This is a genomic window from Cupriavidus numazuensis (assembly GCF_905397435.1).
Lineage (GTDB): Bacteria > Pseudomonadota > Gammaproteobacteria > Burkholderiales > Burkholderiaceae > Cupriavidus > Cupriavidus numazuensis.
In genome coordinates this window covers 100,891-127,346 of the sequence record NZ_CAJPVI010000007.1, presented here as the reverse complement: position 1 = coordinate 127,346, position 26,456 = coordinate 100,891, and the positions used below count along the sequence as shown (strand labels likewise).

Genomic DNA, 26,456 nt, shown 5'->3' with positions numbered 1-26,456 from the left:
GAGGCTTACTGGAGCTTCTTGGCCTTCTCGAAGGCTTCGTCGATCGAGCCGACCATGTAGAACGCCTGCTCGGGCAGGTGATCGCACTCGCCATCCACCAGCATCTTGAAACCACGGATGGTTTCCTTCAGCGGTACGTACTTGCCCGGCGAACCCGTGAACACTTCGGCCACGTGGAACGGCTGCGACAGGAAACGCTGGATCTTACGCGCGCGGTTCACGGCCATCTTGTCTTCCGGCGACAGTTCGTCCATGCCCAGAATCGCGATGATGTCGCGCAGTTCCTTGTAGCGCTGCAGGGTCTGCTGAACGGCGCGCGCGACGCTGTAGTGCTCCTGGCCCACAACCTGCGGGTCCATCTGACGCGAGGTCGAGTCCAGCGGATCCACTGCGGGGTAGATACCGAGCGCAGCGATGTCACGCGACAGCACCAGGGTCGAGTCCAGGTGCAGGAAGGTGGTAGCCGGCGACGGGTCGGTCAAGTCATCCGCAGGCACGTACACGGCCTGGATCGACGTGATCGAGCCAGTCTTGGTCGACGTAATACGTTCCTGCAGCTTGCCCATTTCTTCAGCCAGCGTCGGCTGGTAGCCCACGGCGGAAGGCATACGGCCCAGCAGTGCCGACACTTCGGTACCGGCCAGCGTGTAGCGGTAGATATTGTCGACGAAGAACAGGATGTCGCGGCCTTCGTCGCGGAACTTCTCGGCCATGGTCAGGCCGGAGAGTGCCACGCGCAGACGGTTGCCCGGCGGCTCGTTCATCTGGCCGAACACCATGGCCACCTTGTCGAGCACGTTGGAGTCCTTCATTTCGTGGTAGAAGTCGTTCCCTTCACGGGTACGCTCGCCCACGCCGGCAAACACCGACAGACCGCTGTGCTGCTTGGCGATGTTGTTGATGAGCTCCATCATGTTGACGGTCTTGCCCACGCCAGCACCACCGAACAGGCCAACCTTACCGCCCTTTGCGAACGGGCAGATCAGGTCAATCACCTTGATGCCGGTTTCGAGCAGGTCGGTCGAAGGCGACAGTTCGTCGAACTTCGGTGCCTTCTGGTGAATCGCGCGGCGCTCGTCCGAAGCGATCGGGCCAGCTTCGTCGATGGGGCGACCCAGCACGTCCATGATGCGGCCCAGCGTGCCCTGACCCACCGGCACCGAGATCGGCGCTTCGGTGTTCTTCACGGCCATGCCGCGGCGCAGGCCGTCCGATGAACCGAGGGCAATGGTACGCACCACGCCGTCGCCCAGCTGCTGCTGGACTTCGAACGTCAGGCCCTTTTCGGCGAACGACGTTTCGCTGCTGTCTTCCAGCACCAGCGCGTCGTACACCTTCGGCATTGCGTTGCGCGGGAACTCGATGTCCACCACGGCGCCAATGCACTGCACAATATTTCCGATACTCATTTCGTATCTCCGATAGCTTGAATTCTTGACGCCTTAGACGGCTGCCGCACCGCTGACGATTTCCGACAGTTCCTTGGTGATCGCTGCCTGACGGGTCTTGTTGTAGTCCAGTTGCAGTTCGCCGATCACGTTCTTTGCATTGTCGGATGCCGCCTTCATGGCCACCATGCGCGCCGATTGCTCGGACGCCATGTTTTCGGCCACGGCCTGGTACACCAGCGCCTCGACGTAGCGGACCAACAGGTCTTCCACCACGGTCTGGGCGTCAGGCTCGTAGATGTAATCCCACGAGTAGGCGCGCTTTTCCTCTTCGGTCTGGGCCAGCTTGTCGGCGGCCAGCGGCAACAGCTGCTCGACCATCGGCTCCTGCTTCATCGTATTGATGAAACGGGTGTACGACAGGTACACCGCGTCGACTTCACCGTTGGTGAATGCGTCGAGCTGGACCTTGATGGCGCCGATCAGCTTTTCCAGGTGCGGGGTGTCGCCCAGCTGCACCACGTTCGAGACCACCTTGGCGCCAATACGGCCAAGGAACTGCATGCCCTTGCTGCCGATGGCGGTCGCTTGCACGTCCACGCCGCGGCTCTGCAGGGTCTTCAGTTCATTGGTAACCGCGCGCAGCACGTTGGTGTTCAGACCACCGCACAGCCCCTTGTCCGTCGTCACCACGATCATGCCGACGCGCTTGACTTCGCGCTCCTGCATGAAGGGATGCTTGAACTCGGGGTTGGCCGAAGCCAGATGCGCCGCGATATTGCGCACTTTCTCAGCGTAGGGACGGGCATTGCGCATCCGCTCCTGCGCCTTGCGCATCTTGGACGCGGCGACCATCTCCATCGCCTTGGTGATCTTGCGCGTGTTCTGCACGCTCTTGATCTTGGTTCGAATCTCTTTCGTTCCGGCCATATCTTCCTCTCCATTCGAACTCTCGCCGCGCACCGCCGGGGCAACCCCGGCGCAGGCGCGGCGAGCTTCGTGGAATCACGCGGTTAGAACGCGGCGGACTTCCTGAAATCCTCGATCGCAGCACGCAGCGCCGGTTCGTCTTCCTTCGAGAGGACCTTGGTCTCTTCGATGCGGTTGACGAGGTCGGCGTACTTGGTCTTCAGATGGTCGTGCAGGCCCTTCTCGAACGGCAGAATGTCCTTCACTTCCACGTTGTCGAGGAAGCCATTGTTGGCGGCGAACAGCGACGCGGCCAGTTGCCACACTTGCTGCGGCTGGTACTGAGCCTGCTTGAGCAGTTCGGTCACGCGGCGGCCACGCTCGAGCTGCTTGCGGGTAGCGTCGTCCAGGTCCGAAGCGAACTGCGCGAACGCAGCCAGTTCACGGTACTGGGCCAGGTCGGTACGGATACCGCCCGACAGGTTCTTCACCACCTTGGTCTGTGCAGCACCACCGACGCGCGACACCGAGATACCGGCGTTGATCGCGGGACGGATACCGGCGTTGAACAGGTCGGTTTCCAGGAAGATCTGACCGTCGGTAATCGAGATCACGTTGGTCGGCACGAACGCGGACACGTCGCCAGCCTGCGTTTCGATGATCGGCAGGGCCGTCAGCGAACCAGTCTTGCCCTTCACGGCACCCTTGGTGAAGTTCTCGACGTACTCTTCGTTCACACGGGCAGCACGCTCCAGCAGGCGCGAGTGCAGGTAGAACACGTCGCCGGGGTAAGCTTCGCGGCCCGGCGGGCGGCGCAGCAGCAGCGACACCTGGCGGTAGGCCCAGGCTTGCTTGGTCAGATCGTCATAAACGATCAGCGCGTCTTCGCCGCGGTCGCGGAAGTACTCGCCCATCGTGCAGCCGGCGTAGGCAGCCAGGTACTGCATGGCGGCCGAGTCCGAAGCGGCGGCAGCCACGACGACGGTGTATTCCATCGCGCCGTGCTCTTCCAGCTTGCGCACCACGTTGGCGATCGTCGAAGCCTTCTGGCCGATTGCCACGTACACGCAGAAGATGCCCTTACCCTTCTGGTTGATGATGGCATCGACAGCCACGGCGGTCTTGCCGGTCTGGCGGTCGCCAATGATCAGCTCACGCTGGCCACGGCCGATCGGCACCATCGAGTCGATCGACTTCAGGCCGGTCTGCACCGGCTGGCTCACCGACTGACGCGCGATCACGCCCGGCGCGACCTTTTCGATCACGTCGGTTTCCTTCGCGTTGATCGGGCCCTTGCCGTCGATCGGCTGGCCCAGCGTGTTGACCACGCGGCCCAGCAGTTCCTTGCCAACGGGCACTTCCAGAATGCGGCCGGTGCACTTGACCGTATCGCCTTCCGAAATGTGTTCGTAGTCGCCCAGCACCACGGCGCCGACAGAGTCGCGCTCGAGGTTCAGCGCGAGGCCGAAGGTGTTGCCCGGGAATTCCAGCATCTCGCCCTGCATCACGCCAGACAGGCCGTGCACGCGGCAGATACCATCGGTCACGGAAATTACCGTGCCGGTGTTGCGCACTTCAGCGTCGGCGCCAAGACCCGAGATGCGGGTCTTGATCAGCTCGCTGATTTCTGAGGGGTTCAGTTGCATCACAATGCTCCTAATTCTTCAATCCGACGGACGGCCGATCAGACGGCGGTCAGCGCGGTTTGCATGGCAGCCAGGCGCGCACGCACGGAGGTGTCGAGCACTTCGTCGCCGACCTTGACGCTCACGCCGCCGATCAGGGACGGATCCACCGCCACCTTCGCGTACAGCTTGCGGCCGAACTTGCGTTCGAGTGCAGCGACCAGGTCGTTCAGAGGTTGACCATCCAGCGGGAATGCACTGGTGATCTCGACGTCCGACGAACCTTCGCGGGCGTTCTTGAGCGCATGGAATTGCTCGGCGACTTCCGGCATCACCGTCAGGCGGTTGTTTTCCACCAGCAGCGTGACGAAGCGGCGTGCCTCGTCATTGACCGGGGACTTCACCACCGACAGGAACAGGTCGCCCAGCTTGTCGCCGGGGACGTTCGGATCGTCGGCGAGCGCCTTGATGTCGGGGTTGGCGGCAATTTGCCCCATCTCCGACACCAGCTCGGACCATGCACCCAGATTGCCGGCTTCGCTGGCGACGCGGAACAGCGCCTCAGCGTAGGGACGGGCAATGGTTGCGGTTTCGGCCATGATTAGAGCTCAGCTTTGAGTTGATTGAGCAGGTCGGCATGGACCTGCGCGTTCACTTCGCGCTTGAGGATCTGCTCGGCACCCTTGACTGCCAGCACGGCAACCTGGTCGCGCAGCGATTCACGTGCGCGGGTCACCTGCTGCTCTGCCTCGGCCTTAGCCTGGGCAATGATGCGTGCGGCTTCTGCCTGGGCGTTTTGCTTGATCTCTTCTGCCGTCAGCTGGGCGCGCTTCTCGGCGTCAGCGACGCGTTGAGCACCCTCGGTGCGGGCTTCGGCCATAGCCTGGTCCACACGCTTGTTGGCGAGTTCAAGCTCGGCCTTGCCCTTCTCGGCAGCGGCGAGGCCATCGGCGATCTTCTTTGCGCGTTCGTCGAGCGCCTTCACCAGCGGCGGCCAAATGAATTTGGCAACAACCCACCACAGGATGAAGAACACGACCATCTGCGCAAAAAACGTTGCGTTCAGATTCATGGTGTGTTCCTTTCGGTAATCAAACTACAGATAAATGCACAAAAGGCGGCGAGGCTGATGGCCTGCGCCGCCCGTCAGCATCATGCAGACCGAAAAGAAATTACTGAATGACAGCCAGCAGCGGGTTGGCGAAGGCGAACAGCATTGCAACGCCCACGCCGATCAGGAATGCCGCGTCGATCAGGCCAGCCAGCAGGAACATCTTGGTTTGCAGCGGGTTCATCAGCTCGGGCTGACGTGCGCACGCTTCGATGTACTTGCCACCCATCAGGGCGATACCCAGGCAGGCGCCGATAGCGCCCAGACCGATGATGATGCCGATACCGATAGCGGTCAGACCTTGGATGTTGGCGAGAAATGCTTGCATGATGACTCCTTTAATTTAGAGAGACTTAGAACCAAAAAACCAAAAAACCAAAAACCTAAAAACTGTGTCGATCAGTGGTGATCGTGAGCCTGGCCGATGTACACCAGCGTCAGCATCATGAAAATGAATGCCTGGAGCAGAACGATCAGGATGTGGAAGATCGCCCAGACCGTGCCGGCAACGACGTGGCCGACAAAGCCCAGCGCCGACAGGTCAGCACTGAACGTCCAGAGGGAACCCAGCAACGCGATCAGCAGGAACACGAGTTCGCCGGCATACATGTTGCCGAACAACCGCATGCCCAGCGACACGGCCTTGGCCAGGAACTCGATGATGTTCAGGATCAGGTTGAACGGAGCCAGGTACCACTTGGCGCCGAACGGGGCCGAGAACAGCTCGTGCATGAAGCCGCCCGCGCCCTTGATCTTGAAGCTGTAGTAGATCATCAGCACCAGCACCGAGCACGACATGCCCAGCGTACCGTTCAGGTCGGCCGTGGCCACTGCGCGGTGGTGAGGAAGGTGAATGTGGAAAATGCCGAGGAGGTTGTTCAGGCCGGTGACCCAGTCGACCGGAATCAAGTCGATGGCGTTCATCATGGTGATCCAGCAGAACACCATCAGCGCCAGCGGAGCAATCCACGAACGGTCGCCGTGAATGATGCCCTTGGCCTGGTCGTCGACCATCTCAACGATCATCTCGACAAAGGCCTGGAAGCGACCCGGCACGCCAGCGTGAACGCGACGCGCGGCGATCAGGAGGAAGATCACGGCGATGGCGCCGCACAGCACAGACCAGAACACCGTGTCATAGTTGAGCACGGAGAAATCGACCACCGACGCTTGCTTGCCGCCGACCGAGTTCAAGTTCTGCAAGTGTTCGGCGATATAGCCGGAGGGTGTCAGCGCGTGTTCGGCGCCTTGGATAGCTTCTGACATGTCGAAACGAACGGTATATTGCGAAATCGTTGAGCCGGCACCCTCGCATTGGCGGGCAGCCGGTACGCGTCTTGCATTGCCTTCGGCCATCGTGGCCGGTCACCGCCATGCAAGCGGGTCAAACTTTGTCGGCACACGGTTTCACCACTGTGAAACCCTGCACCATGCATCTTGATATTCCGTTTCGGTGCCCCATCTCACCGGGAAGCACACACTTCGTGCAACTGGCCTGGCCGGTTTACCGCATTGCCAGAGCCACCACCCAATACGTCTTGAGCGCAAGCAGGAACGTGACGAGCATCGGCACCCAACGCAGGTCGCGGTACAGCACCACCACGAGCACCATCAGTGCGACGGTGGCGAACACCTTGATCGCCTCGCCCATCACGAGCCCGCCGACAGAGGCCCGATCACGCGCCGTCCACAGGCGAAATGCGAAAAACCCGCTCGGCACGAAGCAAACTGCGCCGCCCAGCAACGCGGACCATCCGTACGGGCCGGCCTGCTTGGCGAACAACGCCCAGCACAATGCCGAAAGCAGGGTCACAACCACCTGCGCCAGCACAACCTTGCCGGGAGTCATCCGCGAAGGACGCAACGCGCGTTCGCCAAACAGCGTCACCGCTTCTGCGCGTGACAGCGGATCGACAGCTTCTTCTTCGCGTTCTGCGTCAAAATCCCAGTCATCATGACCGGCGTCCACGCGACGCGAATCGCTTTGCTGCTGACGGTCTCGAACCACTACTGCCTGCCTCATTCAGGCCGGAACTTTTCGGCCCGACCAGAATTCAAACCGCACGATTTTAAGGGGAAATACTGAGTCGCGTCAATGTGCTTACAGTTTGCTTGCAGAGGCAAACTGCACAACGGTTGCTATCACGATTGCATGATGGCTTCGTTCAAATTGCGCAGCAACGACGCTTGACGTAATTGAATTGCGCAACTCGCGTGACGCATGATGGAGGATTCGCGACTGCCCGGTGCGTTAACCGGATGTCGGACTGTTAACTGCTGCGTGAATGCAACAGTGTGCATGCAAATGGCCGTTTATCGCGCAGCTTTTTGCGCGAGTCGGCCGTAAGTTGTTTACGCGACCCGTTGTCCCTCGTTCGCATCGCGCAGACGCGCGAGCACATCGTCGAGCGCTTCGTTATTGCTGAAGTGAATGGTGAGTTGGCCCTTGCCGCGCGCACCCACCTTGATCTGCACGGACAGTCCCAGCGCATCCGACAATTCTTCTTCAAGCCGTGCGACATCGCGCATGCCATTGCCGGTCTTGTGCTTGAGCGACTTCAACTCGAACGGCTTCAGCGTAGCAGCCACAAGCTTCTCGGTCTCGCGCACCGATAGCCGCTTGTTGACGATCTGGTTGGCCAACGTGATCTGGTTCGCGCCATCGAGCGCCAGCAGCGCGCGCGCATGTCCCATATCGAGGTCGCCCGCCATCAGCATGGTCTGCACCGGCGCGGCCAGGTTCAGCAGGCGCAGCAGGTTCGACACCGCGCTGCGCGAGCGGCCCACCGACTCGGCGGCCTGCTCATGCGTAAACTGGAATTCGCGGATCAGGCGCATGATGCCTTGCGCTTCTTCGAGCGGGTTCAGGTCTTCGCGCTGGATGTTTTCGATCAGCGCCATGGCCGCCGCGGCTTCGTCGGCGACCTCCTTCACCAGCACCGGCACCTTGTCGAGACCTGCGAGGCGCGAAGCGCGGAAACGGCGTTCGCCCGCAATGATCTCGTAGCGATCAGGCTCGGCCACGCGCCGCACCAGGATCGGCTGCATCAGGCCTTGCGCACGGATGCTCGCGGCGAGCTCTTGCAGAGCGCCCTCGTCCATGCGCGTGCGCGGCTGGTACTTGCCGGGTTGAAGCTGATCGAGCCGCAGCACGGTGGGCGCGCCCTCCTGCTTCGCAGTTTCGACAATCTCGGCCGGGCCGCCGAGCAGGGCTTCCAGGCCGCGGCCCAGACCCTTCTTCTTCACGGTGCTCATGGTCACTGTCCTTGCAACGCGGTGGCAGCTTCCGGCGCCGACAGCTGCCTGACACGGGCGATCATCTCGGCGCCGAAGTCGAGATATGCCTTGGCGCCCTTCGACGACGGATCGAAAGCAACGCCAGGCATGCCATAAGAAGGCGCCTCGGCCAGGCGCACATTGCGCGGGATCAGGGTCTTGAAGACCTTGTCGCCGAAATGCGATTCGAGCTGCGCCGACACCTGCTGCTGCAGCGTGACGCGCGGATCGAACATAACGCGCAGCAGGCCGATCACCTTCAGTTCGCGGTTCAGATTCGCGTGAACCTGCTTGATCGTGTTGACGAGGTCGGACAAACCTTCGAGCGCGAAGTACTCGCACTGCATCGGCACGATCACGCCATGCGCGGCGCAGAGTCCATTCAGCGTCAGCAGCGACAGCGACGGCGGGCAATCGATCAGCACGAAGTCATACTGGTCGTCGACTTCAGCAATGGCGTTCTTGAGCTTGCGTTCGCGCTGGTCCAACTCCACGAGTTCGACTTCCGCGCCGGCGAGTTCGCGATTCGCGGGCAGCACGTCGTACTTGCCGGTCTCGGAACGCTGGCGCGCCTGCTCGACCGAGGCGAGTCCCACCAGCACCTGGTACACGCTGTGTTCGAGCGACTGCTTGTCGATGCCCGAGCCCATCGAGGCATTGCCCTGCGGATCCAGGTCGACCAGCAGCACACGCTGGCCCTGCGCAGCCAGGCCTGCGGCGAGGTTCACCGTCGTGGTGGTCTTGCCCACCCCGCCCTTCTGGTTCGCGATCACGAATACCTTGGCCATATGCTTCTGAGGCTCCCGATTGAATTCCTTATCCGGACATGGCCCGCTGGCCGGTCCGGTTCGCGGCGCACGCGCCGCTACCATCATTTACGCGACAACAGCACCAGGTGGCGCTCGGCATCGAGCCCTGGCACAGTCAGGCGCCGCACTTCCTCGACCTGCCACACTGCCATCAGCCCCGCCGCTTCCATGCGATCCAGTTCAGCCTGCGGGTACACGCCCTTCATCGCGATCAGCCTGCCCTGCGGCGCCAGCAGATGACCGGACAGGTTGACGAAGTCCGTCAGCTCTGCAAATGCACGTGATGTAATCACCGCAAATTTATCCGCATCATCCAGCTTCTCGACTGGCCCCCAATGTGCAGCGGCATTCGACAAGCCAAGCTGCGCCCGGCACTGCGTCAGGAATGCCGTCTTCTTCTGGACGATATCGACCATCAGCACCGACACATCGGGGCACGAAATCGCAAGCGGAAGGCCGGGCATGCCGCCGCCCGAACCCACATCAAGCACCCTGCCCCGCGCAGCGCCAGCCACCTCCGATGCGCGCGCCACCTCCGCCAGCGCCGGCACGGCGGCCAGCGAATCGAGCAGATGGTGCGTCAGCATTTCATCGGGATGGCGGATCGCAGTGAGGTTATAGACGCCGTTCCACTTGCGCAGCAGCGCCAGGTACGCAAACAGCGTGTCGATCCGATCCGGCGGCAAGGCCAGGCCGATTTCGGCCAGGCCAGCCTCGAGGCGACGACGCTGTGCCGCGTCGTCGATCATGGTGTGTCGTTGGCCGCCCACTCAGGCAGCCTCTTGCGAGTTGCCGGAACGGGTACGCCCCAGCCCCTTCTTCTTCAGGTGAACCAGCAGCAGCGAGATCGCCGCCGGTGTCACGCCGGAAATACGCGAGGCCTGGCCAAGCGTCTCCGGCCGATGCTGGTTCAGCTTCTGACTGACCTCGAAGCCCAGCCCGCGCACCTCGGTGTAATCGAGCCCTTCCGGCAGGCGCGTCGACTCGTTGGCTTCGAGCTTGTCCACCTCGGCCGCCTGACGAGCGATATAGCCGTGATACTTCACGCCAATCTCGATCTGCTCGCGGATCTGGTCCATCAGCCGCGGATCGGCATCGAGCGGAGCTTCCGGCGCATGGCGTCCGCCCTGCAGCGCCATCAGGTCGTCGTAGCCGACTTCCGGACGACGCAGCAGATCGGCCAGGCTGTACTCGCGCTCGATCGGCTTGCCCAACAGCGGCACGGCATCTTCAGCCGGCAGGATGGTCGGATTGACCCACGTGCTTTTCAGTCGCTCTGTTTCACGTGAAACAGCATCGCGCTTGCGGTTGAACGCATCCCAGCGCACGTCATCGACGACACCAAGCTCGCGGCCGATCTCGGTCAGGCGCATGTCGGCGTTGTCTTCACGCAGGCTCAGGCGAAATTCGGCACGGCTCGTGAACATGCGGTACGGCTCGGTCACGCCACGCGTGATCAGGTCGTCGACCAGCACACCAAGGTAGGCCTGGTCGCGGCGCGGCGTCCATGCATCGCGCTCGCGCACATAGCAACCGGCGTTGATGCCGGCGAGCAAGCCCTGTGCTGCAGCCTCTTCGTAGCCGGTGGTGCCGTTGATCTGGCCAGCAAAGAACAATCCGCTGATGGCCTTGCTCTCCAGCGAAGCCTTTAGCGCTCGGGGGTCAAAGTAGTCGTACTCGATTGCGTAACCCGGACGCAGAATATGCGCATTCTCAAGCCCACGGATCGAGTGCACCAGTTCGAGCTGCACGTCGAAAGGCAGGCTCGTCGAGATGCCGTTCGGGTAGAACTCGTTGGTAGTCAGCCCTTCCGGTTCCAGGAAGATCTGGTGGCTGTCCTTGCTCGCAAATCGATGGATCTTGTCCTCGATGCTCGGGCAGTAACGCGGCCCTACCCCTTCGATCACGCCGGTGTACATCGGCGAACGATCCAGCCCGCCGCGGATGATGTCGTGGGTACGGCTGTTGGTATGGCTGATCCAGCAAGGCAGTTGCTGCGGATGCTGCTCCGGGCGGCCCAAGAACGAGAACACCGGCACCGGATCGAGATCGCCGGGCTGCTCTTCCATCACCGAAAAGTCGATGGTACGGCCGTCGATGCGCGGCGGCGTACCGGTCTTCAGGCGGCCTTGAGGCAGCTTCAGTTCCTTCAGCCGGGCCGACAACGATACCGATGCCGGGTCGCCTGCGCGACCGCCGGTGTAGTTATCCAGGCCGACGTGGATCTTGCCGTCGAGGAAGGTGCCAGCCGTCAGCACCACTGCGCGGGCGCGGAAAGCAATACCAACCTGGGTCACGGCGCCTACAACGCGGTCGCCCTCCACCAGCAGGTCATCCACAGCCTGCTGGAACAGCATCAGATTCGGCTGATTCTCGAGCCGGGTACGGATGGCCTTGCGGTACAGCACGCGGTCGGCCTGGGCGCGTGTGGCGCGCACGGCCGGGCCCTTGCTGGAATTGAGGATACGGAACTGGATACCCGCCTCATCCGTAGCGGCCGCCATGGCGCCGCCCATCGCATCCACCTCCTTGACCAGATGCCCCTTGCCAATGCCGCCGATCGACGGATTGCAACTCATCTGCCCGAGGGTCTCGATGTTGTGGGTCAGCAGCAGGGTCTGGCAGCCCATCCGGGCAGCGGCCAGGGCCGCTTCCGTGCCGGCGTGACCACCGCCGACGACAATGACATCGAATTCTTTCGGGTAAAGCATGGGACACCTCCTCCGGGAGGCTGACGGGAAAAAGCTGAATGTCGAATTATAGCGGCAATCGACTGAGGGATTTTTGGGGGTGGGGTTGTTTCACGTGGAACGTGGAGGGGGGATTACTTCTTGGATGGGGGTGTGTTTCACGTGGAACACATAAGGGGGGTCTTGAGAGGGATGGTTGTTCTTGGCGGGCGCCGCTGTTTTGCTGGCTTAGCCGGCGGGGTTTTGTTGGCTGGGAATGGGGTGTCGTGCTTGGCGGGCGCCGCCGTTTCGCCGGCGTAGCCGGCGAGTCACTTTTTGTCCGAGCGACAAAAAGTAACCAAAAAGCGCGTCGTTGCCGCTGGCCATCAATTCCACGGCGGCAGGGGTTCAAACGGCTTTGGACGCCTGCTACGGTGGTCAGCCGTTCGACCCTGCTACGCCATGTGAGTCAGAACCTGTGCCTGACGCGGCACGGCTTTTGGACGATCCCCAAGACGGACTCGGGTACAGCGTTTCAATCAGGTCAGTGGTGGGACGCCTTCGGCTGCGCTGCGCGCGCGTCGTCGTCTGGGGGCAAGCTCATCAACGTGGCTAGCGCCCGAGGGCCCCTTCTCTCTACTTCGCGCATGCAATGCGCGGGCCTCGTTACCGAGGCGTGGTTTGCCCTGGGCTGGCGACTTCAGACTAGGGCTCTGCGCGTAGCGCAGCCGAAGGCGATCACACGATATCGGTAGCAGCAGGGGCCACGAACGCTTGCAGGGCTCGTTCAATCAGCGCGGTAATTCCTCTCACGGTGGTGCCCCACGCGGCAGGCAGCGGAAATCCCCTCTGAAGCCCATACCCGTACAACACCCCCAGCACACTACGATAAAAATTCGCCCCTTTGGGGCAACCAAAACGCGTTTTTGGTTACTTTTGTCGCTCGGACAAAAGTGACTCGCCGGCTACGCCGGCGAAACAGCAGCGCCAGCGAAGAGCGATAACACGCAGCCCTCACAAAAACCCTGTCGGCTACGCCTGCGAAACAGCCCCGCATGCCAAGAACAACAACCCATCACCCCCAAAAGCAAAAGGGCCGGTGCCAAAACAAGCCCCCGACCCCACTGTTTCACGTGAAACAACCAACCACCCTTTCAAACACCCCGCCTCACATACTCCGCAATCCTAAGCGTCAGCAACGTCAAATCCCTCTGCACCGTACCAAATCCCTCATTCCTCTCCCGTGTCCCCTCCTCCATATAAAGCGGCCGCCGAATCTCGATCTGCAGGCTGTTACGCCGCTCGGCCGGCCGGCCGATCTGAGCGATCAGCTGCACGCCCTTGTACGGATCGTTCCGCGCCACGGTGTAACCCATCTCCAGCAACTCCCGCTCCACCAGATCGACCAATCCAGGCTCGCACGTCGTTCCGTCCCGATCCCCCAGCACAAAGTCCGCCAGCAGACGCGGGCTCCGGATCTTTAGTCGCTCGTAGGCATTGTTCGGCATGGAGTGCAGGTTCAGATGCCAGACCGCCCCGAAGCGCTGGTAAGCGCCCTCCACTGCCTCGGCCAGCGCGGCATGGTACGGCCGGTAGTAACGGTCGATACGGCCCTGCACTTCCGCCACCGTCAGCTTCCGGTCGTAGATCGGCGTAGCCGCATCGATATTGCTCCAGATCAGCCCGTACCCAAGACGGGTCTTTTCCCCCGGCGCCAGTGCCGTCGGCCAGGGCCCGTCCAGTTGCGCCGGGTCGATATCGTCCAGCATGCGATTCGGATCGATATAGACCCTAGGGAAAGTCGCCGCCAGCAGCGTGCCACCGACGCGCGGTACGGCCTCCCACAGTGCATCGACGTGGGTGTCCTCGCCACCGCGCAGGCGCTCCGGTGCCACGACCGCGCCAAAGTCGGCGGGGTAAAAGGTGCCGCTATGCGGCGAGTCGCACACCAGCGGCAGGGCTTCCGCCTCCGGCAGCGCCAGCGTGAACGGCGCGATCTGCTTCGTATCCATGACTTGGTTCATGCCTTAGTCCAGTTTGATATTGGCCGCCTTGGCCACGCGTGCGTACCGCGCCATGGCTTGCTGGATCTGCACCTTGAACTGGTCTGGCGTGGTCGGCACCAGCGTGCCCCCCGACTCTTCCACCTTGCGCTTGAACTCGGGGTTCTGCATGGCCTTGTGGATGGCCTGGTTCAGGCGCATGACGATGGCCGACGGCGTGCCCGCCGGTGCGACGATGCCGAACCAGCCGCCCTCGCCCATGTCCTTGTAGCCGAGCTCCGCATAAGTGGGTACGCCCGGGAGTTGCGGCGAGCGGCTTGCACCGAGCACCGCCAGCGCACGCAGACGGCCCGATTTCACGTGGGGAAGCGTCGACGACAGGTTGTCGGTAATGGCATTCACCTGCCCTGCCACGGCGTCGTTGAGCGCCAGGCCCGCGCCCTTGTACGGCACGTGCAGCAGGTCGATGTGGGCCAGCATCATGAAGTTCTCGATATTCACATGGCCCAGCGAACCGGCTCCCGGCGACGCGAAGGTGTACTTGCCCGGGTTGGCCTTCGCCAGCGCGATGAACTCCTGCATGGTCTTGGCCGGTACGCTCGGGTGTACCGCGAAGACGCTGGGGATGGCCACCACATTGGTCACCGGCGCGAAGTCCTTGATCGGGTCGTACTTGAGCTTCGGATAGACCGCCGGGTTGGAGCCATGTGTACTGACCGTAGCCATACCGATGGTGTAACCATCGGGGTCCGACTTGGCCACCAGCTCCATGCCCACCGAGCCCCCTGCCCCTCCCTTGTTCTCGACGACGATCGGCTGGCCCAGTTCGCGGCCGGCGAACTCGGCGACGAGGCGCGCCGACAGGTCGGTCGAGCCGCCCGCTGCGAACGGCACGACCAGGCGGATGGGACGGTTGGGATAGGCAGCCTGCGCAAATGCGTTGCCGGTAAAGGCCAGCACGGTGGCAGCCGCGGCGCCAGACAGCATCAGTTGGCGGCGCGACATGCGGGCTCGGGTCATGGGGCTTTCTCCTGTTATTGGGTTGTAATTGCCGCCCGAGTGTCAGCCGTTTACCGGTCCGGGGCAAACGACTATATTGCACTTTTGCATTACCAAAGATCATCCTCGACCTTCGGCCCATGCGGTTGCACTCCCCTTCGATGTCCGAGCTTCACGCCTTCGTCGCCGCCGCGCGCCTGGGCAGTTTCACCCGCGCGGCCGACACCCTATGCGTGACACAGGGAGCGATCAGCCGGGCCATTGCCCGGCTCGAGGAACACTTTGGCCAGCCCCTGATTCAGCGCAATGCGCACCGGTTGACACTGACCGGTGCCGGACAGCAGTTGCTGGACGCTGTCGCGGGCCCGCTTGCCGCGATCGAAAACGCGAGTGCGGCATTGCGTGCCGGTGACCGTAGCCACCATCTGACGCTTTCTGCCGTGCCAACGCTTGCCAGTGTCTGGCTGGTGCCCCGCCTGCCCGACTTCCACCGTCGACATCCCGATATCCGCCTCGATTTCGTGCCCTATCGCCGTGACGAGGATTTCTCCGGTGCAGCGCCCGATGCGGCATTACTGGCCGGCGAGCCGGGCAAATGGCCTGGCCTCCAGGTGGACTATGTAGTGGGCCGCGAGATGGTGCCGGTCTGCCATCCCGACCGCGCACGCCAACGGCAGGCAGCCGGACGCTGGCGCGAGCCCGCCGAGCTGATGGATGAGCCCCTGCTCTATCACACCACCGCCCCTGCAAACTGGGCTAACTGGCTGCAGGCGGCCGGCGTACCCAACGCTGCGCCGAAGCTGTCGTCGGGCTTCGATCAGGTGTCGATCCTGGTCCAGGCCGTGCGCGCCGACATGGGTATTGCGGTGCTGCAGCGCTGCCTGTTGCACGACGAACTGGCCGCCGGGCGGGTCGTAGCGCCGTTCGATCTTCCGATCCGGCTGCAACGCGGCTATTTCCTGTGCTCACCAAGGGAGCGGCGCGATCATCCCGCCTTGCGTTGCTTCCGCGAATGGCTGCTGGAGACTGCCGCGCAGGATTCTGCGACATAAGCGACCCAGACTATTCGCCATAAAGATGATCGCCTGACATTTAACACGACAAATATCGATAGACCGAATCAACCTGCTGATCGGACGCATAAAGCATTCATCTGACGAATTTTATCCAGCTAAATCAATCCACCTAAATCCATTCCGAGATATATAACTCCGCCACTTGGTACTGGACCCGCCTTAATATTGACCGAACGAATGAAAAGGCCCGCCGAAGCGGGCCTCGCATTCATCAAAGAACTAGCAACCAGTTCAAGCCGCCTTCTTCGCCAGCCCCAGATAGGTTTCAATCACCTTCGGATTACTGGCCAGTTCTGCCGCCGGCCCTTCCATCGCCATATCGCCGGTCTCGATCACATAGCCGTAGTCCGCCACCTGTAGCGCCGCACGCGCGTTCTGCTCGATCAGCAACGTCGCCACGCCGGTCTGGCGCAGGTTGCTGATGATGTGGAAGATCTCCTTCACGATCAGCGGCGCCAGGCCGAGGCTCGGTTCATCGAGCATCAGCAGTTGCGGCTTGGCCATCAGCGCACGGCCCACGGCCAGCATCTGGCGCTCGCCGCCGGACAGCGTGCCGGCGTCCTGCCGCGCCCTTTCGCGCAGGCGCGGGAACAAATCGTAGACCACGTCCATCTGGTCCAGATAGTTCTTCTCGCGGGCGCGCTTGCGCCGGAAGGCGCCGAGCAGCAGGTTGTCTTCCACCGTCATCGACGAGAACAACTCTCGCTTCTCCGGCACCAGGCACATGCCGCGCGCCACACGACCCTCCACCGGGATGCCGGCCATGTCATGGCCCAGGTAACTGACGGCACCATTTGCCGAGCCATTGACCGGCAGCGCGCCCATGATTGCGTTGAGCATCGTCGACTTGCCGGCGCCGTTCGGGCCGATCACGGTGACGATCTTGCCGGCTTCCACTTTGAGGCTTGTGCCGTGCACAGCTTCGACCTTGCCATAGCGGACGTGGAGGTCCTTCACTTCGAGAATCAAGCTCATATCGCTTCCTTACTCCACACCGCCCAGATAGGCCTCAAGCACGGCCGGGTTCTTCTGTACGTCTTCGGGCACGCCTTCGGCGATGCGCGTGCCGAACTCCATCACCACGAGGCGATCAGTCAGGTTCATCACGAAGTCCATGTCGTGCTCGACCAGCAGCACGCTCATGCCTTCGGACTTCAGCTTGCGCAGCAGTTCGGCCAGCGCCTGCTTCTCCTTGTAGCGCAAGCCGGCAGCCGGTTCATCGAGCAGCAGCAGCGCCGGATCGCAGCACAGTGCGCGCGCGATTTCCAGGATGCGTTGCTGGCCCAGTGCAAGGCTACCGGCCTCCATGTACATGCAGTCGGCAAGCCCGACGCGTTCGAGTTGGCGCCGCGCTTCGAACAGCAGCTTGTCTTCCTCGGCGCGGTTCATGCGCAGCATCGCCGCCGATACGCCACCCTGCGCGCGGAAGTCCCCGCGCAGGTGCGCGCCGATCGCCACGTTCTCGAGCACCGTCATGGTCGGCAGCAGATGCACGTGCTGGAAAGTCCGGCCAATGCCCCGCTTCACGATCTCGCGCGAGGGCAGCCCCGATATCACTTCGCCGCGATATCGCACTTCACCGCGCGTGACCGGCAGCACGCCCGTGACGAGATTGAACGTCGTCGACTTGCCCGCGCCGTTCGGACCGATCAGGCCGATGATCTCGCCGGCGCGCACCTGGAAGCTCACGTCGTTGACTGCGACCAGTCCACCGAACTGCTTGCGCGCAGCGCGTACGTCGAGGATCAGTTCACCGGTCTCCGGCTTCTGCCGCACTGGCAGTGGGTCGGCCACGTCGGGTGCATGAACAGGTGGGCCCGACGGAAACAACTTGCGCAAGAACGGCCACAGGCCATCGCGCGCGTACTGCAGCAGCAGCACGAGCAGCACGCCGAACACGATGATCTCGAAGTTGCCATTGGCACCAAGCAGCTTCGGCAGCAGTCCCTGCAGCGTGTCCTTGAGAATCGTGAGAAGGCCCGCGCCGAGCACTGCGCCCCACACATGGCCCACGCCACCAACCACCGCCATGAACAGGTATTCGATACCGTAGTTCAGGCCGAACGGCGTCGGGTTCACCGCGCGCTGCAGGTGCGCGTAGAGAAAGCCCGAGATGCACGCGAGCACTGCCGCGACCACGAAGACCACGACCTTCATCCACGCGGTGTTCACGCCCATCGCTTCAGCCATCACGCCGCCGCCCTTTAACGCGCGCATCGCGCGGCCCGGACGTGAATTCAGCAGGTTCTGCACAGCCAGCACCGCGAGCAACACCACGACCCAGATCAGGTAGAACATCGACCGGCCCGACTGCAGTTCGATGCCGAACAGCGAAAGCACAGGAATGCCGTTGAGGCCGTCGTACTTGCCGAGGAACTCGAGGTTGCCGAACAGGAAGAACAGCGACAGGCCCCACGCAATCGTCGCGAGCGGCAGGTAGTGGCCGGACATCCGCATCGTGATCAGGCCGATCACGTACGCGCAGGCCATGGTGATCACCAAGCCTACCAGCAGCCCGAACCAGGGCGACAGTCCGAACTGCGTGGTCAGGTACGCGGTGCTGTACGCACCGAGCCCCACAAATGCGGCCTGCCCGAACGACGTCATGCCGCCCACGCCCGTGAGCAGCACGAGCCCGATCGCCACGATGCTGTACAGGCCGATGTAATTGCCCAGCGTGATCCAGAATTCCGGCGTCGGCAGCACCGGCATCAGCGCCAGCACCACGATGAACAGCAGCGTCAGCACGCGGTTGCGCTGCAGGCCGGCGCGGTTGGCGGTGCGTTCGCCGCCCACGGCAGCCTGCTTGTCGGTCAGCATCGTCATGGCTTATTCCTCCTCCTCGACGTGCTTGCTCGTCAGCGAGCGCCACAGCAGCACCGGAATGATCAGCGTAAAGACAATGACCTCCTTGAACGCGCTGGCCCAGAAGGACGAATACGATTCGAGCAGACCCACGAGCAGCGCACCCAGTGCTGCGATCGGGTGGCTCACCAGCCCGCCGACGATCGCGCCGACAAAGCCCTTCAAGCCGACGAGGAAGCCCGATTCGTAGTACACGGTCGTGAGCGGTGCAATCAGGATGCCGCACAACGCGCCCATCGCTGCAGCCAGCGTGAACGACAGCCGCCCTGCCTGCGTCGTGCCAATGCCGACCAGGCGCGCGCCAAGACGGTTCACCGCCGTCGCCCGCAATGCCTTGCCCTGCAGCGTGCGATCGAAATAGAAATACAGCGCGCCAATCAGCAATGCCGACACGCCCACGATCCACAGGCTCTGTCCCGAGACGGTGAGGCTGCCCACTTCGAAGCGCGCATCGGAAAACGCTTCCGTACGCGACCCCTCCGCGCCGAACATCACAAGGCCCAGACCCACCAGCGCGAAATGCACGCCAACCGAAACGATCAGCAGCACGAGCGTGCTCGCTTCCGCGAGCGGCTGATAGGCCAGGCGATACAGCATCGGTCCAAGCGGAATGATCACCAGCAGCGTCAGCGCGATCTGCGCGAGCATCGGCAACGGTTGCGCGCCGTATTGCTGGACCAGCAGGTGCACCGCTAATGGAAACACAAGGTACTTGCCTGCCAGCACGCCGAGCCTGCGCGCGAACGTGCGCCGCAGTTCCGCGCTGCGCAGCACGGTCACGGTTTCATACAGGAACGTCAGCACGCCCATGGCCAGCAGCAGCCACGTCGTCTGCGGCACGTGCCCGGCCTGCATGGCAGCCAGCGTGAGCGCGCCATAAGCAACGAACTCGCCTTGTGGAATAAAGATGACGCGGGTCACCGAGAACACCAGCACCAGTGCCAGCGCAAGCAGCGCGTAGATCGCGCCTGAGGTGATCCCGTCCTGCGCCAGGATGGCGGCAATCGATAGGTCCATTGTCTCCCCGTGTTGTTGAATGATTCTGCCTGCAAGCCTAGGGGCGGACAGGGAGCGATACGCGTTGAACTCGCGCTCGCAGATGCGCAGAGATATGCGCTGGGATTACGAAATGGTAAACGGGTTATCCATTGCAGAAATACAGGGCAACCCTAGTTTTCGCATCGACGAATACAGCGCGCAAAAAAAGAAAGCGCATGGGGTTCACCATGCGCCTTCCTTTGCTACGCGTCCAGCAACAGCCAGCTGCTTACTTGGTCAGCAGCTTCCACTTGCCGTCGACGATCTGCACCATCACGCGCGAGCGCTGGTCGAAGCCAAGGTGGTCGGTCGGGCTCATGTTCATGATGCCGTGCGAGACCGGCAGATTCCTGATCTGCTCCATGGCGTCGCGCAGTGCCTTGCGGAACTCCTTGGTGCCCGGCTGGCCCTTCTTGAGCGCTTCGGGAATCGCGTGTTGCAGGATCAGGCCCGCGTCCCACGCATGACCGCCGAACGTCGACACCTGGCCGCCGAACGCCTTTTCGTAGGCGGTCTTGTAGGTCATGGCCGGCTTCTTGACCGGGTTGCTGTCCGGAAGCTGGTCAGCCACGAGCAGCGGCCCCGCCGGCAGCAAGGTGCCTTCGCAGTCCTTGCCGCACACGCGCAGGAAGTCGGGGTTGGCGATGCCGTGGGTCTGGTAGATCCTGCCCTTGTAGCCGCGCTCCTTGAGCGCCTTTTCCGGCAGCGCCGCGGGCGTACCCGAGCCTGCGATCAGCACCGCGTCGGCATTGCTGCCCATCATCTTCAGGACCTGGCCGGTGACGGAGGTATCGGTGCGCGCAAAGCGCTCGTTGGCGACGACCTTGATCTTGCGCATCTCCGCCACCTTGGCGAATTCCTGCGCCCAGCTGTCACCGTAGGCATCCGCGAAGCCGATGAACGCCACCGTCTTCACGTTGTTGTTGGTCATGTGCTCGGCAATGGCGGTAGCCATGTGCGAGTCGTTCTGCGGTGTCTTGAAGACCCAGGCGCGCTTGGCATCCATGGGTTCGATGATGCGGGCCGATGCGGCCATGGTGATCATCGGCGTTTCGTTCTCGGCCACGATATCGACCATGGCCAGCGAGTTCGGCGTAACCGTGGACCCGACGACGACATCGACCTTGTCTTCGCTGATCAGCTTGCGCGTGTTCTTGACGGCCGTGGTGGTGTCGGACGCGTCATCGAGGATGATGTACTCGATCTTCTTGCCCGCGATCTCCTTGGGCATCAGCGAGAAGGTGTTCTTCTCCGGAATCCCCAGCGATGCCGCCGGACCCGTGGCCGATACCGTGACCCCGACCTTGACCTGGGCGCTGGCAGTGCCCGCAACAAGGGCAGCCGCGGCGATGGCCAGCAGGCTGGCGCGCTTGAAGTTCATCTTGTCTCCTTCGGTTCCTGCAAACGGAAAGGCATCCGTACGGCCCCGCCGCCGGATGCCTCTTTTTTGTCGACCCCTCGGGTCAGCGCAGGCACATCGCTGGCGCCTGCGTACTGCCATGTGGGAACGGAGTCCGTCCCATTTTCCCGTCCGCACCACTCCCCCGGAAATGTAGCGGCCATTTCCCGACCGTGCGGTCGGGAATGCGAATCGAGTCTAACACAGCGATCCTGCACTTCCAGGCAGGATTAACCCGCATCGCGGGCATCACAAATCAACGCAAAAACGCGTCCCATGCGGTCTTCAGGATCAGCGCGCTGACCACCACGATGAACACCTTGCGCACGAAGCCGCTGCCATGGCGCAGCGCGAGCCGGCTGCCCACCTGGCTGCCGGCTGCATTGGCGACAGCCATGACCAGACCGAGCTGCCACCAGACATGGCCCTTGCTGGCCAACAGCAGCAGCGCGGCGAGGTTGGTCGCCAGGTTCACCACCTTGGTCGAGGCCGACGCATGCAGGAAGTCATAGCCGAACACGCGCACGAACACGATCATCAGGAAGCTGCCAGTGCCCGGCCCGAAGACGCCGTCATAGAAACCGATGGCGGCGCCGGCCAGCAGCGCCGCAACGCGCTCTCGCGTGCCGCTGAGCGAAGGGGCGTGCTCGGTGCCCAGGTCCTTCTTGGCCACCGTGTAGGCGAGCAGCGCCACCAGCACGAACGGCAATGCCTTGCGCAGCGGCTCGGCCGGAATCATCGTGAGCGCCCATGCGCCCGCCATCGAGAACACGAAGGCTGCCACCACTGCGGGCGCTGTCGCGGCCCAGTAGATGCGCACATTGCGCCCGTAGCGGATCGCGGCATTGGCCGTGCCGGCGACCGACGCCACCTTGTTGGTACCGAGCAGCGTTGCCGGCGACATACCGGGAAAAGCGGAAAACAGCGCGGGAATCTGGACCAGGCCGCCGCCGCCGGCCACGGCGTCAATCAGGCCGGCGAGAAAGGCGGCAACCGCCAGGAATGCGAACTCCATCATTGCAGGAAACAAAGAAGGTAAGGAGGAAGGAAGAAGCGCGAGCGGGCCGGGCGATCAGCCCAGCGCCTTGGGTGCCGGGGACAGGCTGCGGTGCCAGAGCCCGCTGGCATGGCGGACAAAGCCGGTCGGCCCGGACGACATATCGGCGGCCAGCGCAGGCGCCAGCAGGATGTGACGTATACCGTGCGCGCGGCACCAGTCGGCCAGCGTGTCGAGGCAAGCCTCCAGGTAGCCGGCTGGCGTACCCATTGCAGCGGCGTCGACCCACCACTCGGTCGCACAAGCTGTCAGTCCGCCGAATGCCAGGCTTGGATGCAGGGCCACCGGCAGGCAGGCAGCGAACCCGCCGCTCCCGGTGTCGACCAGCAGGCACGCACCCTGACCCGATTGCGCCAGCAGTCCGTCCAGCACCAGCCGCCGTGCGCGCGCCACGGGTACGGGCAACGGCGCTGCCGCCTGCAGCCAGGCATCCAGTGCGGATGCGTCGGCACTCGTGCCAAGGCGTACCTGGTACTGCGGGGGAGATTCGGACTGAGGGGAAGAGGCGGGATCGGACAGCATGGCAGGCTTGAAAGGCAGCCCGCATTGTCTCATGTGACCCGGAGCCCGGTTATGCCATTGCGGCATCGGTGCCCGGAGTTGGTGCGCGTGAGGTGAAGGTCACCTCGGAATGAAAAAAGCGTTGCCGAGGATCACCCGGCAACGCCCTTTATTTTATAACGCTGCTACCCGACACCGGGTGCGCGCCTGTCGTCTCCTCGCTTCCGCCTCCATTTAACCTGCGAAAACCGTGTGTGAAATGTAACGAACCGGTGCAGATGGAACAAGCTAGAACAAACCCTAGCCCCAAATTCGGGCATGTCGACCGGTGATCACTCCTGCTTGCGGCTGAAGCGCGCGATCAGTTCGCCCATGATGCCGCGGCGGAAGGTCAGCACGCAGATCACGAAGATCGCGCCGATGACCATGGTCACCGACTCGCCCAGCGCATTGAACCACTGGATACCAGTGGCCGAGGCCAGAAAGGCACCGATATCGCCGAGCTTGTTTTCCAGCGCCACCACCACGAAGGCGCCGACAATCGGGCCCGACAAGGTGCCGAGGCCGCCAACCAGCGTCATCAGGATCACCGAGCCCGACATCGACCAGTGCACGTCGGTCAGCGTCTCGAAGCCGAGCACCAGTGCCTTGATCGAACCTGCGAGGCCGGACAGCGCCGCCGACAGCACGAACGCGGTCAGCTTGAAGCGGTCCACATCGTAGCCAAGCGAAATCGCGCGCGGCTCATTTTCCTTGATCGCCTTGAGGATCTGGCCGAACGGCGAATGCACGGTGCGCACGATCAGCGCGAACGCCGCCACCATGATCACCAGCGCCACGTAGTACAGCGTCAGGTCGTCCGACAGCGACAGCACGCCGAACAGCTTGCCGCGCGGGATGCCCTGCAGGCCGTCCTCGCCGCCCGTGAACGGCGCCTGCAGGCAGATGAAGAACAGCATCTGCGCCAGCGCCAGCGTGATCATCGAGAAGTAGATGCCCTGGCGACGGATGGCCAGCGAGCCGACCACGTAGCCAATCGCAGCGCCGCCGGCCGTACCCAGGATCAGCCCGATCTCGGGCGTCACGCCCCACACCTTCATGGCCTCGCCCGAGATATAGCCCGCGCCGCCAAAGAAGGCCGCGTGCCCGAACGACAGCAGCCCGGTATAGCCGATCAGCAGGTTGAATGCACACGCGAACAACGCGAAGCACAGCACCTTGAGCACGAACACCGGATAGGCGCCGGCCATCGGCGCTGCCACCAGCGCGAGCAGCAGCAATCCGTACAACAGTTTCTTTTGCACGCCGGTGCCCTCTTTCGCCTGTCCGGACTTGATCGTCACAGTGGATTCTGCACGCATCACTTCTCCCTCCCGAACAGTCCGGCCGGACGCAGCAGCAGCACGATCACCATGATGAAGAACACCACCGTCGACGATGCTTCAGGATAGAACACCTTGGTCAGCCCTTCGATCACGCCGAGGCCCAGGCCCGTCAGGATCGAACCCATGATCGAACCCATGCCGCCGATCACCACCACCGCGAACACGATGATGATCAGGTTCTGCCCCATCAGCGGCGAGATCTGGATCACCGGCGCCGCGAGCACCCCGGCAAACGCGGCCAGCGCCACGCCGAAGCCGTAGGTCAGCGTCACCATCAGCGGCACGTTGACGCCGAAGGCTTCCACCATCTTCGGATTCTCGGTACCGGCGCGCAGGTAGGCGCCGAGCTTGGTCTTCTCGATCACGTACCACGTGGCAAAGCACACCGCCAGAGACGCCACCACGACCCACGCGCGATAGTTCGGCAGGATCATGAAGCCAAGGTCGGTCGCGCCCTGCAGCGCATCCGGCGTCTGGTACGGCAGGCCCGACACACCGTAGATCGAGCGGAAGATCCCTTCGATCACCAGCGTGATGCCGAGCGTGAGCAGCAGGCCGTAGATATGGTCGAGCTTGTAGATCCAGCGCAGCATGGTCTTTTCGATGACCACGCCTATCACCGCCACAGCCAGCGGTGCCAGGATCAGCATGACCCAGTAGTTGAGCCCGGCGTACTCCATGCCCATCCAGGCCAGCACGGCCCCGAGCATGAACAGCGCACCGTGCGCGAAATTGATGACGTTGAGCAGGCCGAAGATCACCGCCAGGCCCAGGCTCAGCATCGCATAGAAGGCGCCATTGACCAGGCCCAGCAGCAGCTGGGACAGCATGGCGGGAAGGGGAATTCCGAAGATGTCCATAGGCGTCAATTGCTGCGGGTGTCTCCCCTCTCCCGCGCGCGGGAGAGGGGTTGGGGGAGAGGGCCGGCGCGCAAGGGGCTACGAAAGTCAACGCTGCCGCGGACGCTCTTCACGCTGCGGCGCATTTGCCGGCATCACTCCTGCCGGCGCCTGCCCTCTCCCCCTGCCCCTCTCCCGCAAGCGGGAGAGGGGAGCAAACCGTCGCCGGCATGCTGACTCTTACTTCTTCATCATCGAGCACTTCGACTCGGCGACCGTCGTGAAGGCCTGGTCACCCGGGATCGTCGCCACGACCTTCAGGTAGTCCCACGGCTTCTTCGACTCGGCCGGCGACTTGACCTGCATCAGGTACATGTCGTGGATGCCGCGGCCATCCTGGCGGATATAGCCCTTGGTGTAGAAGTCGTTGATCTTCGTCTTCTTCAGCTCGGCCATGACCTTGTCCGGATCATCCGTCTTGGCGGCGGCCACGGCCTTCAGGTAGGTGCTGACGGCGGAGTAGTCGGCGGCCTGCAGGCTGCTCGGCATCTTCTTCATCTTGCTGAAGTACCGGTTCGCGAACTTGCGCGTGTCGTCGTTCATGTCCCAGTACCAGCTGTCGGTCATCAGCAGGCCTTCGGTGTTCTTCAGGCCCAGGCTGTGGATGTCGTTGATGAACATTAGCAGGCCGGCGATCTTCATCGTCTTGGTAATGCCGAATTCCTTGGCCGCCTTGATCGCGTTGATCGTGTCGCCGCCGGCATTGGCGAGACCCAGGATCTGCGCCTTGGACGACTGCGCCTGCAGCAGGAACGACGAGAAGTCAGACGCCGACAGCGGGTGGCGTACCGACCCCAGCACCGTGCCGCCGTTGGCCTTCACAACCGCCGCGGTATCGCTTTCGAGCGAGTGGCCGAACGCATAGTCGGCGGTCAGGAAGAACCACGACTTGCCGCCCTGCTTCACCACCGCACTGCCGGTGCCCTTGGCGAGCGCCACGGTGTCATACGCGTAGTGCACCGTGTACGGCGAGCACTCTTCGTTGGTCAGTCGGGCCGTACCTGCGCCGTTATTGATGTAGACGCGCTTCTTCTCCGCGGCCACCTTGTTCATGGCCAGCGCGGTACCGGAGTTGGTACCGCCGATCAGCACGTCCAGGCCCTGCTGGTCCATCCATTCGCGCGCCTTCGACGCGGCGATGTCGGCCTTGTTCTGGTGGTCGGCCGTGACCAGTTCGATTGGCTTGCCGAGCACCTTGCCGCCCGCATCCTCGATGGCCATCTTGATGGCCTCGACGCCGCCCTGCCCGTCGATATCGGCATACAGGCCCGACAGGTCGGTGATGAAGCCGATCTTGACGGTGTCGCCCGATACCTGCGCGGCGGCGTTGAACGAAACAGCACCCATGACGATGGCCGCCATCGCGGCCGCGAGCCGAGTCTTCTTCATTGCGTTGTCTCCTGTGTTGTGGCGCCAGCGCGCCACCCGTTCCTGCCCATTAACCGAT

General features: G+C 62.8%; 24 protein-coding genes. 1 reads left to right on the top strand and 23 read right to left on the bottom strand.

The genetic code is table 11. The features are described from left to right. Positions 1-5 precede the first annotated feature (5 nt). From atpD to KHO41_RS07940, 14 genes are all read right to left on the bottom strand, one after another. Positions 6-1,409 carry a F0F1 ATP synthase subunit beta gene (gene atpD / locus KHO41_RS08005; RefSeq protein ID WP_211952747.1) on the bottom strand — a complete coding sequence of 468 codons (1,404 nt, stop codon included), beginning with the start codon at positions 1,407-1,409 and terminating at the stop codon, positions 6-8. Positions 1,410-1,442: 33 nt separating this feature from the next. Continuing rightward, positions 1,443-2,318, bottom strand: coding sequence for a F0F1 ATP synthase subunit gamma (gene atpG / locus KHO41_RS08000; RefSeq protein WP_211952746.1), 876 nt, complete (start codon positions 2,316-2,318; stop codon positions 1,443-1,445). An 83-nt stretch (positions 2,319-2,401) separates the two neighbouring features. After that, the gene (gene atpA, locus KHO41_RS07995) at positions 2,402-3,943 is read right to left on the bottom strand and encodes a F0F1 ATP synthase subunit alpha (RefSeq protein WP_211952745.1); all 1,542 of its coding nucleotides are present in this window, start codon (positions 3,941-3,943) and stop codon (positions 2,402-2,404) included. Positions 3,944-3,981: 38 nt separating this feature from the next. Beyond that, positions 3,982-4,521, bottom strand: a complete 540-nt coding sequence (locus KHO41_RS07990) for a F0F1 ATP synthase subunit delta (RefSeq protein ID WP_211952744.1) — start codon at positions 4,519-4,521, stop codon at positions 3,982-3,984. 2 nt (positions 4,522-4,523) lie between these two features. Further along, positions 4,524-4,994, bottom strand: coding sequence for a F0F1 ATP synthase subunit B (locus KHO41_RS07985; protein ID WP_211952743.1), 471 nt, complete (start codon positions 4,992-4,994; stop codon positions 4,524-4,526). Positions 4,995-5,094: 100 nt separating this feature from the next. Further along, a complete protein-coding gene (atpE, locus tag KHO41_RS07980) occupies positions 5,095-5,361 on the bottom strand; it encodes a F0F1 ATP synthase subunit C (protein ID WP_011299478.1) in 267 nt (88 codons plus the stop codon). 71 nt (positions 5,362-5,432) lie between these two features. Then, complete coding sequence (atpB, locus tag KHO41_RS07975) at positions 5,433-6,299, bottom strand: F0F1 ATP synthase subunit A (RefSeq protein WP_211952742.1); 867 nt, start codon at positions 6,297-6,299, stop codon at positions 5,433-5,435. 238 nt (positions 6,300-6,537) lie between these two features. After that, positions 6,538-7,056, bottom strand: a complete 519-nt coding sequence (locus tag KHO41_RS07970; protein WP_211952741.1) for an ATP synthase subunit I — start codon at positions 7,054-7,056, stop codon at positions 6,538-6,540. Between the two features lie 329 nt (positions 7,057-7,385). Next, positions 7,386-8,288, bottom strand: a complete 903-nt coding sequence (locus KHO41_RS07965; RefSeq protein WP_211952740.1) for a ParB/RepB/Spo0J family partition protein — start codon at positions 8,286-8,288, stop codon at positions 7,386-7,388. A 2-nt stretch (positions 8,289-8,290) separates the two neighbouring features. Beyond that, positions 8,291-9,097, bottom strand: a complete 807-nt coding sequence (locus KHO41_RS07960) for a ParA family protein (RefSeq protein WP_211952739.1) — start codon at positions 9,095-9,097, stop codon at positions 8,291-8,293. Between the two features lie 83 nt (positions 9,098-9,180). Further along, positions 9,181-9,867 carry a 16S rRNA (guanine(527)-N(7))-methyltransferase RsmG gene (gene rsmG, locus KHO41_RS07955; protein WP_211952738.1) on the bottom strand — a complete coding sequence of 229 codons (687 nt, stop codon included), beginning with the start codon at positions 9,865-9,867 and terminating at the stop codon, positions 9,181-9,183. Positions 9,868-9,888: 21 nt separating this feature from the next. After that, positions 9,889-11,829 carry a tRNA uridine-5-carboxymethylaminomethyl(34) synthesis enzyme MnmG gene (gene mnmG / locus KHO41_RS07950; RefSeq protein WP_211952737.1) on the bottom strand — a complete coding sequence of 647 codons (1,941 nt, stop codon included), beginning with the start codon at positions 11,827-11,829 and terminating at the stop codon, positions 9,889-9,891. Between the two features lie 1,112 nt (positions 11,830-12,941). Beyond that, complete coding sequence (locus KHO41_RS07945; protein WP_211952736.1) at positions 12,942-13,811, bottom strand: N-formylglutamate amidohydrolase; 870 nt, start codon at positions 13,809-13,811, stop codon at positions 12,942-12,944. Between the two features lie 3 nt (positions 13,812-13,814). Continuing rightward, entirely contained in the window at positions 13,815-14,810 is a 996-nt protein-coding gene (locus tag KHO41_RS07940) for a Bug family tripartite tricarboxylate transporter substrate binding protein (RefSeq protein WP_211952735.1), read from the bottom strand. Positions 14,811-14,929: 119 nt separating this feature from the next. On the opposite strand from KHO41_RS07940, the gene KHO41_RS07935 reads away from it, so the two are divergent. Then, positions 14,930-15,841 carry a LysR substrate-binding domain-containing protein gene (locus KHO41_RS07935; protein WP_211952734.1) on the top strand — a complete coding sequence of 304 codons (912 nt, stop codon included), beginning with the start codon at positions 14,930-14,932 and terminating at the stop codon, positions 15,839-15,841. A 255-nt stretch (positions 15,842-16,096) separates the two neighbouring features. Here the strand turns inward: KHO41_RS07935 and KHO41_RS07930 are convergent, their stop codons facing one another. The 9 genes from KHO41_RS07930 to KHO41_RS07890 form a co-directional block, all read right to left on the bottom strand. Next, positions 16,097-16,840 carry an ABC transporter ATP-binding protein gene (locus KHO41_RS07930; RefSeq protein ID WP_211952733.1) on the bottom strand — a complete coding sequence of 248 codons (744 nt, stop codon included), beginning with the start codon at positions 16,838-16,840 and terminating at the stop codon, positions 16,097-16,099. Positions 16,841-16,849: 9 nt separating this feature from the next. After that, positions 16,850-18,691: a branched-chain amino acid ABC transporter ATP-binding protein/permease gene (locus tag KHO41_RS07925; protein ID WP_211952732.1), complete on the bottom strand. Its 1,842-nt coding sequence runs from the start codon at positions 18,689-18,691 to the stop codon at positions 16,850-16,852. 3 nt (positions 18,692-18,694) lie between these two features. Continuing rightward, complete coding sequence (locus KHO41_RS07920; protein WP_211952731.1) at positions 18,695-19,747, bottom strand: branched-chain amino acid ABC transporter permease; 1,053 nt, start codon at positions 19,745-19,747, stop codon at positions 18,695-18,697. 250 nt (positions 19,748-19,997) lie between these two features. Further along, positions 19,998-21,149, bottom strand: a complete 1,152-nt coding sequence (locus KHO41_RS07915) for an ABC transporter substrate-binding protein (protein ID WP_211952730.1) — start codon at positions 21,147-21,149, stop codon at positions 19,998-20,000. Positions 21,150-21,423: 274 nt separating this feature from the next. Beyond that, a complete protein-coding gene (locus KHO41_RS07910) occupies positions 21,424-22,182 on the bottom strand; it encodes a sulfite exporter TauE/SafE family protein (protein WP_211952793.1) in 759 nt (252 codons plus the stop codon). Between the two features lie 57 nt (positions 22,183-22,239). Further along, positions 22,240-22,746: a hypothetical protein gene (locus KHO41_RS07905; RefSeq protein WP_244873745.1), complete on the bottom strand. Its 507-nt coding sequence runs from the start codon at positions 22,744-22,746 to the stop codon at positions 22,240-22,242. A gap of 311 nt (positions 22,747-23,057) precedes the next feature. Further along, positions 23,058-24,086: a branched-chain amino acid ABC transporter permease gene (locus KHO41_RS07900; RefSeq protein ID WP_211952728.1), complete on the bottom strand. Its 1,029-nt coding sequence runs from the start codon at positions 24,084-24,086 to the stop codon at positions 23,058-23,060. Then, the gene (locus KHO41_RS07895; RefSeq protein ID WP_211952727.1) at positions 24,086-24,970 is read right to left on the bottom strand and encodes a branched-chain amino acid ABC transporter permease; all 885 of its coding nucleotides are present in this window, start codon (positions 24,968-24,970) and stop codon (positions 24,086-24,088) included. Before KHO41_RS07895 ends, KHO41_RS07900 begins: the two co-directional genes overlap by 1 nt. Positions 24,971-25,189: 219 nt before the next feature. Then, a complete protein-coding gene (locus KHO41_RS07890) occupies positions 25,190-26,398 on the bottom strand; it encodes an ABC transporter substrate-binding protein (RefSeq protein ID WP_211952726.1) in 1,209 nt (402 codons plus the stop codon). Positions 26,399-26,456 lie beyond the last annotated feature (58 nt).